Source organism: Sphaerisporangium aureirubrum (assembly GCF_042658925.1).
GTDB lineage: Bacteria > Actinomycetota > Actinomycetes > Streptosporangiales > Streptosporangiaceae > Sphaerisporangium > Sphaerisporangium aureirubrum.
In genome coordinates, this window is sequence record NZ_JBHSRF010000007.1 from 87,180 (window position 1) to 96,174 (window position 8,995).

General features: G+C 71.5%; 12 protein-coding genes. All 12 read right to left on the reverse strand.

Annotated features, from left to right (window positions below; translation table 11 throughout):
- The 12 genes from ACFP1K_RS07510 to ACFP1K_RS07565 all read right to left on the reverse strand — a co-directional run bounded on the left by ACFP1K_RS07510 (position 1) and on the right by ACFP1K_RS07565 (position 8,980).
- Entirely contained in the window at positions 1-648 is a 648-nt protein-coding gene (locus ACFP1K_RS07510; protein WP_380748383.1) for a hypothetical protein, read from the reverse strand.
- A complete protein-coding gene (locus ACFP1K_RS07515; RefSeq protein WP_380748385.1) occupies positions 645-1,127 on the reverse strand; it encodes a hypothetical protein in 483 nt (160 codons plus the stop codon). The genes ACFP1K_RS07510 and ACFP1K_RS07515 overlap by 4 nt, the downstream gene beginning before the upstream one ends.
- Complete coding sequence (locus ACFP1K_RS07520; protein ID WP_380748387.1) at positions 1,121-2,155, reverse strand: hypothetical protein; 1,035 nt, start codon at positions 2,153-2,155, stop codon at positions 1,121-1,123. Before ACFP1K_RS07520 ends, ACFP1K_RS07515 begins: the two co-directional genes overlap by 7 nt.
- Positions 2,148-2,609, reverse strand: coding sequence for a hypothetical protein (locus ACFP1K_RS07525; protein WP_380748389.1), 462 nt, complete (start codon positions 2,607-2,609; stop codon positions 2,148-2,150). The genes ACFP1K_RS07520 and ACFP1K_RS07525 overlap by 8 nt, the downstream gene beginning before the upstream one ends.
- Positions 2,606-4,072: a DUF6884 domain-containing protein gene (locus ACFP1K_RS07530; RefSeq protein WP_380748391.1), complete on the reverse strand. Its 1,467-nt coding sequence runs from the start codon at positions 4,070-4,072 to the stop codon at positions 2,606-2,608. The genes ACFP1K_RS07525 and ACFP1K_RS07530 overlap by 4 nt, the downstream gene beginning before the upstream one ends.
- 96 nt (positions 4,073-4,168) lie before the next feature.
- Entirely contained in the window at positions 4,169-4,807 is a 639-nt protein-coding gene (locus ACFP1K_RS07535; RefSeq protein WP_380748393.1) for a hypothetical protein, read from the reverse strand.
- 88 nt (positions 4,808-4,895) lie between these two features.
- Positions 4,896-5,873 carry a hypothetical protein gene (locus tag ACFP1K_RS07540; protein WP_380748395.1) on the reverse strand — a complete coding sequence of 326 codons (978 nt, stop codon included), beginning with the start codon at positions 5,871-5,873 and terminating at the stop codon, positions 4,896-4,898.
- Positions 5,874-5,931: 58 nt separating this feature from the next.
- Complete coding sequence (locus tag ACFP1K_RS07545) at positions 5,932-6,258, reverse strand: hypothetical protein (RefSeq protein ID WP_380748397.1); 327 nt, start codon at positions 6,256-6,258, stop codon at positions 5,932-5,934.
- Between the two features lie 33 nt (positions 6,259-6,291).
- Entirely contained in the window at positions 6,292-6,678 is a 387-nt protein-coding gene (locus tag ACFP1K_RS07550) for a hypothetical protein (RefSeq protein WP_380748399.1), read from the reverse strand.
- 88 nt (positions 6,679-6,766) lie between these two features.
- Positions 6,767-7,090, reverse strand: coding sequence for a hypothetical protein (locus tag ACFP1K_RS07555; RefSeq protein ID WP_380748401.1), 324 nt, complete (start codon positions 7,088-7,090; stop codon positions 6,767-6,769).
- Positions 7,091-7,204: 114 nt separating this feature from the next.
- Complete coding sequence (locus ACFP1K_RS07560) at positions 7,205-7,396, reverse strand: hypothetical protein (protein ID WP_380748403.1); 192 nt, start codon at positions 7,394-7,396, stop codon at positions 7,205-7,207.
- Positions 7,397-7,708: 312 nt separating this feature from the next.
- Positions 7,709-8,980 (reverse strand): DNA modification methylase, encoded by a 1,272-nt coding sequence (locus ACFP1K_RS07565; RefSeq protein ID WP_380748405.1) that lies wholly within the window; start codon positions 8,978-8,980, stop codon positions 7,709-7,711.
- Positions 8,981-8,995: the final 15 nt, after the last annotated feature.

The following is an 8,995-nucleotide window of genomic DNA, read 5'->3' on the forward strand; positions in this document are numbered from 1 at the left end:
TCAGGCGAGAGCGAGGTGCCGCCCAGGGCCGCGGGCGAGCCAGGATTTGCGCAGGCGCTCACGCCGCTTTCGGTGTTGCATGGCGTCCGAGATCAGCCAGCGCTGCACGTCCGGGTCGTTCACGAAGATGTCGTGGACCGCGAGTTGCAGCGCGGTCCACGCCAGCCGGTCAGCGATGCCACCGAGACCTGCGGGTGAGTACTTTGCGGAAACCGCCGGCGCGTGTCCGAGGTGGATCTCTATCGGCCGGTCGCGCACATGCTCGGCAAGAGCTTCGAGGGTCGTCAGGTGGATCTTGGGAGTGGGCAAGTCCTCGATAGCAACACCCGCCTGTAGCTTGGCGACGATTCCGGCGGCTGATAGCGAGTCGGTGACCAGGCGGAGGGGTTGATCACGTGGCTCATGACAGGCCATGCCCAAGGCGCGTCGGATCGCCTCGATCTCCGCGCAGTGGTTGGTGGTGCGCTCGGCGATGTACCAGCCGTAGCGGGCGCGGCCGTCACCGCGGACGACCGCCCAGGCGCCGATCGAGTCGAGATCCCATGATCCATCGGTTGCGACGAGCCGTCGGTCACCGCCTTCCAGCCAGGGCAGGTAAGCCCGGTACGGTCCGGCGGTGGACAGTATGGGCAGATGGAGCGTCGTCATGGCGCGACTCGCATGAACGGGGCCATTCGCCGGTCGATCGCGGCCAGCGTGAGCCGGACGGCGGGCTTGACGACGGCCACGACCTCGGCGCGTTCGCATTCGATGCCGACGCCGGGCGGCATGTCGGGGTCGGGCCAGCTCTCGCCGATCGGCCGCGCGAGGTACAGCGCACCCGGCGGGCCCTCGCGGACACCGGCGTCAGACTCGATGGTCCAGCAGGCGGCGTACGCGCGGGCGAGTTCGCGGCCGGTGGTGAGGTAGACGCGGTCCCGGCGCATCCGGTCGGGCTCCATACCGAGGGCGTGGGGGTCCACACCTCGGTCGGTGAGGATCTGGGCGGTGGTCAGGATGCCGGTCTGGTCGGGGGGCAGCAGCAGGTCGCCGGGCTTGAGGCCTGGGTAGCCGCCGTGCCAGAGCTGGGTGCCGGGGTCCACGGGGCCGTGCCGCAGACCGGTCTGCTCGTCGACGATGCTCAGCACAGCGCCTCGCCTCCGCCCGTGGCCACCCTCTCGGCGAGGTCGGCAGCCGCGGCCATCTGGGCGGCACGCTCGCGGGCATCGTCGGGCTGGACGTGCATCCCAGCGCCGAGCACCGCCACCATGCCGTCCTTGACCCAGCGCTGGACCTGATCGTCAGCGGGCCGGTCGAGGATGATCGGCGGGCGCTGCCCGGCGGCCCGGTACAGCGCGGCCACCACCCAGGGCAACTCCGCCCGGGGGACGTAGACGCACACCGCGGCCGGGCCGAGGAGGACGCTGCCGCCGTACCGGCCGGAGGGTTTGATCACCAGGGAGTCGCCTTCGGGGTCGACGAACGCGTACGGCTCGGCCATAGCTGAAATTCCAGGGTGGGTGTCCTGCGGGTCGCTGCCGCCCGCCGGCGACGGGGGGTTGAGCGGGATCCCGGCGTGGGCGTACATCGGTGCGGTGTCGTCTGCCGGCTCGGCCGCGGCCCCCATGGCCCCCCGGGAGCCGGGCCACTGCTCGGCCACCAGCTCGCCGCTGAGGCCACGCCGTAGGGTCGCGTGGGCGTCGCAGGCCAGGTCGCGGGCCGCCATGCGGGCGGTCTCAGCGGTGATGCCGGCCACCAAGGAAAGGCCGAGGACGTGGCCCAGTACGTGGTTGACGGCGAGGGCCTGGAGGGTCGTCATCCCCTGCTGCGTGCCGGCCCCCATGTTGGCCTGCTGGAGGAGATCCACGCGCTCGGCGAGGGCGTCGGCGCGGGCACGCTCGCGCAGGACGTCATCCCGCGAAGCAGCCGGCCCCCACACCGGGTCGGACGCGGCGAAGACGACCTCGATGACCTTCTCGACGACCTTGGCGGGCTCGGCGTGGCTGCTCCCCCGGGACGCGAGTTTCTCCTCCAGGAGGGCGAGGTCGTCGTTGGCTACCGTCAGGCGGCGCTGGAGAATTTCGATCCGGGACAGGGAGCCGTTCAGGTCGCAAAGCAGCTGAGCGCGGGACCGGAACCAGCCGCGGAGACGACGCAGGGGGGCAGTGCTACGCATCGGGGGCCGCCTCTCGGCGCCACCCGGCGCGGACGAGCGCCTGGGCGACACGCTCGACGTGGTCGGGGCCTTGGGGGATACCGCCGAGCAGTTCGGCGAGCGCGTCGACTTCCAGCGTGTCGGCAAGCTCAGCGACCACTGCGTACGCCGCGGCGCGGGCACGAGCCTGCGCCGAAGTCATGTACGTGGCGTCGTGGCACGGCGCGGTGATCCGGCCGCCCTTGACCCACTCGTGGGCGGCCTCCTCTACCCGGATGCCCGGCCGGGGCAGGATCAGCGGTACGTCCTGTCCGGTGGCCAGGTACAGCGCGGCTACCACGGCGGGGAGCTCCTCGGGAGGCAGCTCCACGCAGAGGCCGTCCGTCCGGATGGATACGACGGGCACTTCTCCTTCGGTGGGCGTGATGGTGAGCTCGTGGAGCCAGGCGTCCTCGTATACGTAGGGCTTGGTCATCGGGGACCTCCGGCGTGCTCGGGGCAGTAGTCGACGTCCGAGCGCGAGCCCTTGCCGCGGATCAGTGGCACGTCCCAACCGGCCTCACGGGCCTCACTGCGGGCCGCGGAGATGTACCGGGCGACCTGCTCGGCGGCGCCGTGGGCGGTGAGTTCGCCCTGGTGTTCCTCGACAGCCACGCCGTAGGGCACGGCGAACTGGGCGGCGGCGGCGAGGCGGGCGCTGCTCTTGCTCGTGGCCGCGGGGAAGGTGATGCGGGTCTGGGCGCGGCCGCCGGCGAGGTGCAGGGGGCCGGTGGTGACGTACCTGGCTCGGCGGCGGGCGTCACGGTCGGCCCGGCGGGCGGCGACCTGGCCAGGGCCATGCGCGGGCGGGACGGGGTTGTAGATCGCGGCGAGGCGCGCGAGCTGCTCGCCGATGCCGCGGGTGCCCTGCAGGGGCGCGGCCGCGTGTGGCCACACCTGACGGGCGAGGTCGACGTACGCGCGGCCGCCGAGCACGATCACCGTGGCGTTGGTGGCGCCGAGCTCGGCCGCCTGGGTGCGCAGCGTCTCGCCGGTCACGGTGCCGGGCTGGCCGGCCCGCAGTTCGTACGGCATGAGCGGCTCGTCCGGGGCGACGAGGCCGTGCAGGGCCGACAGGATCAGCACTCGCCCCCGGGGCCCGGCGAGGACCGCAGCCGCGCGCCGCGCCGCCCGGTGGTAGGACCCGGTGTACAGCTCCCCCGCGGGCACGGGCACGTCCGTCGCGACCTTGCGGCCGCCGCACGGCACCACCACGACCATCCCGGCCGCCGCGGTGTCGACGACCTCGGCCGCCTCGGTGAGCACCGCGTGCTCGTCGTCCAGGTCGCGGCCGGTGATGGTCTCGACGTTGCCGATGTTCTCGGCGTACCCGGTCCAGTCGTCCTCGGCGTGGATGGCGTCGTACACGCTGGCGTAGGGGCGGTCGGCGTGGCGCGGCCGCTCGGTGTCGGTGTCCTCGACGAGGGCGAGTGCGGCTTCCAGGCGGGCGTGGGAGTCGGCCGCCCATTGGCCGGAGCGCTCGTGCCACACCTTGTACCGGCGGGTGGCTTCCTCGCCGCGGTGCAGCGGCGGGAGTTCGGTGAACTCGACGGCCACGGGGGTGGCGCCGGCGGCGTTCCAGGCGGTGAGTGCGGCGCGGCCGTCGGCGGTGGGGTTGAGGTCCTCGGTGAGCAGGCCGGCGCGGATCAGCGTCGCGACGCGGGCCCGGGCGACCGCGCGGCCGCGGCCGCCGTTGACGCCGGTGCGGTAGTAGCCGCGCGCGTCCTGACGCAGGTCGCCGGTGGCGGCCCACTGCATGGCGGAGGCCTGCGCGGCGGACCAGTGCAGTCGGGTGGCGCGCTCGCGATGCGTCTCGGCGTCGATGATGGCCTGCACTTCGGCTTGGAACGCGTCGTCCGGGGCGTCGGCGACGTGGGCGGGGATGGGGATGGTGCTCAACGTGCGGGGGCCCTTTCAACGGGGGATCGGTGGGGCGGCCACGGGGGCGGGCCGGTGCGGGCCGCGCCCCCGGGGGCCGGGGCGGAGAACGGGCGGTCAGCCGCCGACGTCGGTACGGTCGGGCGTCGCGTGGGGCTGGTCTTCGGGCTGTGGATCGGTGGGGTCGGGCGCGGGGCCCCATCCGGTGGTGTGCCAGGTGCGCGAGTACAGCTGGGCGTCGACGGGCACGCCGAGTTCGGGCTGGCGGTCACGGACGCCGTTCACGACGTTCTGCGTCTTTTCGCGGTCGGTCTCGCAACCTGCCGCGACCTCGGTGACCAGCGTGGGCGTGTCGTCGCGGAGGGCGGTGCCGTGGAAGGCGTACTCGGTGTAGGTGATCGGCTCGTCGGCGTCGCCGAGGAGGGTTGGCGCGCTGAGCCGGTGGAAGCTGACCCGGGGCTCGCCGGGGCCAGAGGGCTCTTGGTACGCGTCGATCCACTCGGCGGCCTGGTCGGCGGTCGCCGTGCCCGGGTCGTAGGGGTGCTCGCGGAGGAACCGGGCGTAGGTCGCGGAGAGGGCGTGCGCGTCGATGCTGATGCGGTGCAGGTGCGCGGCGGCCAGGAGGCGCGCCTGGGGGAGGTCTCGGCCAATGAGCACGGTCGCTTCGTTGTGGTCGGGCCAGAGTTCGAGGGCCCATTCGAATACGACGACGATGCCGACCAGGGGGAGGGCCGGGGGCGGGGGCGGGGTGATCATGGGGGTCCTTCTTGGAGCGAGGGCGAGGAGGCGGTGTGGCTGGTAGGTGGCGACCGGCGGCCTGCACCGGGTAGGCCGCCGGTTGGAGTCAGAACGGGAGGTTGATGTTGGTGCGGTGGCCGTGGATCTGCTGGGCGACGTCGAGGGCCGCCCTGCGCATCGCGCCGATGAACGGGTGGAGTTTGGTGGCCGGGTCGGTGTAGTGGCGGTACTCGGTGAGGCCGCTCTTGCGTTGCTTGACCGCGATCCACACCCGGTCGTGGATGTCCACCAGGTAGATCAGGGCGACCTCGATGGCGTCGGATCGGTGGCGGACGGTGTGGTTGCGGAAGTCCTCAGCGAGACGCTCCTGCTCGTCGGGTGCGAGGTCCGCGAACGGCGTCGCCATGTACCCCTCGTACTGCAGGGAGAAGCCGTAGAGGGTCTGCTGGCCGGAGGCCAGCTGCTCGCTGATCTCCTTGTCCGCGACCCGGCGGATGTAGTCGGGGTAGAACTCGGGCGGGACACTGGGGTGGATGGCGTGAAGGACGTTGGTGCCGATGCCGGTGCCGTCCCAGGTCAGGGTGCGGAGTTCGTGGAAGTTGTCCCAGGTGGTGTGGAGGGCCAGCAGCCCGGTGGCGTAGTCGGCGAACAGCGTCTCGGGCGGGGCGACGGGCTTCGGCGCCTCGGCGGGCGGCACGACGTCGTGGCCGGTGACAACCCACCGGATCCACTCGACGAAAGGCACGTGCTCTTCGTGGTGGATCAAGACCGCGCCGCCGAGGGGAAGCTGCGCGATAGCCAGGGCCCACTGCTCGCGGCAGCCGCGTGGGCCGGTGTAGGAATCGGGGGCGGTGATCGCGGCAGCGGACGTGTAGACGCTGTGAGACACCCCCCAGTCGAGAGCGTCGTGGTCTCCGGGGATCACGAGGAACAGCGGGCCGGGGGGCGGGGCCTGGGTGGGGTAGACGTACGGCTTGATGGGGTGGTGGACGCGCGCGGTGGCCCCTTCGGGCAGGTGCACGACAACGACGTCGGTGGGAGCCGGGTGGATGTCGATGATCGGCGGGGTGGCCGGGGTGGTCATGGGTGTCCTTCGAGGATGGGGCTGGGGTGGCGGCCCGCGCGGGGCGGGCCGCCGGTGGTCAGTTGGTGGAGGCGGCGGCGCGGATCGTCGCCTGCATGTCGTCGAGGTGGGTCTGCGTTTCGGCGTCGACGCCGTGGTGGGCGGCGATGGGGTGCAGGCCGACGAGGTTGACGTGGACCTCGGCCGGGGCGCCCGCCTCGTGGTCCCAGGCCAGGAGCCGGACCAGGGTGTGGTCGTCCTGCGGATCGTGGTCCAGTTCCGCGATCACGCCGGGACCGTAGTCGTCGGCGTCGGCCCACCAGACCTGGTCACCGACCGCGCAGGTGTCCTGCCATGCCGCCTGCGCGGCGGGCGTGAGCATGTACTCGGTGCTGGGAATGTTCATGGGCTTGTCCCCTTTCGGTGGGCCGCCGGGTGGTCAGTGGGGGGCGACGACGCTGTGGAAGTGCTGGGCGATGTGGGCGAGCAGGACGGCGGCCGGGGTGCGGGTGTCGTCGGGGAGGCCGGTGAGGGGGCAGCGGTCGGCGTAGTGGGGGTGCTGGCCGGGGGTCAGGGCGGGGCCGGTGCACATCACGACGCCGGTGAGCACGTGGGTGCCGACCTGGAGGCCGGTGAGGTGGTAGCCGCTGTGGTCGAGGGGCGGGGTGCCGAGGGTGATGGTGACCGCGTGCAGGCCGGGCTGGCCGAGGTAGGCGGGCTGGGCGTGGATCTTGCCTGCGGCGTTGAAGTTGTAGAGCGCGTGGAGTCCGCGGAGGAGGGTGAACGTGGCGATGTGGACGGCGTCGAAGGTGACGGTGGTGAGCATGTGGTCCTCCTCCTGCGGCGAGGCGGTGGGGTGGGCTGGGCGGGTGGGGGCGGCCCGCTGGTGGGCGGGCCGCCCGGCCGGGCGGGGGTTACCCCCAGAGCACCGGTGATTGGTGGTGGTGGGCCCAGGTGGTGAGCTCGTGGAGTTCGGCGAGCCGTCCGGCGAGGTAGCCGGGGGCGCGTCCGCACGAGGTCCATCGGCCGTCGGTGACGTCGGGGGTGTCGTCCTCCGTGGCGGTGGCGAGGAGCGCCTGGGCGGTGAGGACCCGGCCGAGGAAGTCCTCGGCCGCACTCTCGCCGTACAGGTTTTCCTCGCCGGGGTAGCCGAGGAGGTCGAGCACGGCGGCGGCGTTGCCGTTGGCCATGTTGACCTGGGGGCCCTGGGGGTGGGTGGTGAAGAAGGTGATCGACATGGGGAGCCTCCGTGGGTGGGGGTGGTTCTCTCGGTGGCTCCGGCGGTGTGCCGGTCCGGGAGGCTCCGTGTCGGTGTGGGCTGTCCGCTGTTGAGTTGTGGTCGGTGGGTGCGGTTAGGCGAGTTCCCAGGTGCTGGTGATGACGTTGTCGCGCCAGGCGCCGTACTCGGCGTCGGCGGTGCGCTCCTGTTCGGCCTCGGTCATGGCGTCCCATTTGGGGGTTGGGATGCCGGTGTCGACGATCTCGGTTTTGCGGAATTCGCCGTGGCCGATGGTCATGTCGAACCGCATCTTGATCGTGTCCATGGAGTGGTCCCGGCCCTTCCGTTTTCGTTGTCTCTATCTATGGACAACGTTACCGTGGCACCTTCATATTGTCCAGTCATCGCGACAATGTTTCAGGAGGAATCCGCCGAGGCGCAGGGCCGGTTCGATCGTGATATCCAGGAAGTTCATTGACCGAGCTGAACCTTGTCCCGCGACGTGGACAACGTCGACTTCTGGCGCTAACGTTGTCGATAAATCGAGACAATGAACTGTCCGATAGCGCCACCCCCGCCCCACGCGCCCCCACCCGGGACGCGTCCTCGTCCACCAGGGCGGCCGGCCACCGGCCCATCACGACACCAGCTCCCGCCACGACACCCCGTCCTGCCGCGTCGCGTCCTGCCCCGTGAGCTCCACCCACCGCTGGACGATCACGTCGACGTAGCCCGGATCGAGCTCCACGACGTTGGCGCTGCGGCCCGTCAGGTGCGCCGCCACCAACGTCGACCCCGAACCCCCGAACGGCTCGTACAGCCGCCCCCCGGGCCTGCACGAGTTGTTGATCTGCCGCACGATCAACGCCGTCGGCTTCATCGTCGGATGATCCGCAGACCGCTGCGGCTTCGGGACCTCGAACACCGTGGTCTGCGCGTTCCCGCCGTACCAGCCGTCACCACCCCGGCCGAGGCGCCCCTTCCCGCCGGCGGTGAACCCGTACAAGATCGGCTCATGCCGGTACTGGTAATCCGCCCGGCCCAGCACCATCTGGCCCTTGTCCCAGATCAGGTTCTGCCGGACCCTCCACCCCGCGCCGAGCATCGCCTGCTCGAATACCCCGCGGAAGATGTCGGGGTGCGCGACGTACACCGGCGACCCCGGCCGCAGCGCCGAGCTCGCGCCGGCGAACGCACCGGCGAGCAGCGCAGGCAGCCCCTGCGCCCCGTCGTTCTTGATCGTCAGGGCGTCCTTGGTCTTCCCCACGTACTCCACGCCGTACGGCGGGTCGGTCCACATGCAGTCCGCCAGCTCGCCGGCCATGACCGCCTCGACCACCTCGGGCTTGGTGGAGTCCCCGCACACCAGCCGGTGCGGACCCAGCAGCCACACGTCACCTTCGACCGACAACGGCTGCTCAGGCTTGGGGGGCGCGTCGTCGGGGTCGGTCCGCTGCTCGGGCACGTACAGCGCGGCGATCAGCTGGTCGAAGTACGCCTGGTCGTACCCGGTCCCAGAAAGGTCGGGCTGCGCCTGCTTGAGCAGGTCAGCGAGGGCGTCGAGGTTGTACCCGGCGACGTCGTTGGCCCGGTTGTCGATGAGCACGATGCGCCGGGCCGCGGACTCGTCAACGTCGACGTACGTCACCGCGATGTGCGTCCAGCCGAGGTCCCGGGCGGCGCCGACGGTGCCGTTCCCGGCGAGGATCTCGCCGTTGCGCTCGTTGACGACAACGGGCCGGTACTGCCCGTTGCGCTCGAGGCTGTCGCGGAGCATGTCGTCGTCGTGGGTGCGGGCGTTGCCCGGGTAGTGCCGAAGTTGATCAAGAGGTACCAGCAGGTGATGAAGGGTCTCCGGCACGCCGTGCCGTGTCGCGTCTCGTCGCGTGTCCTGCATGTCCTGTTCCATCGGGGGGGCCTCCTT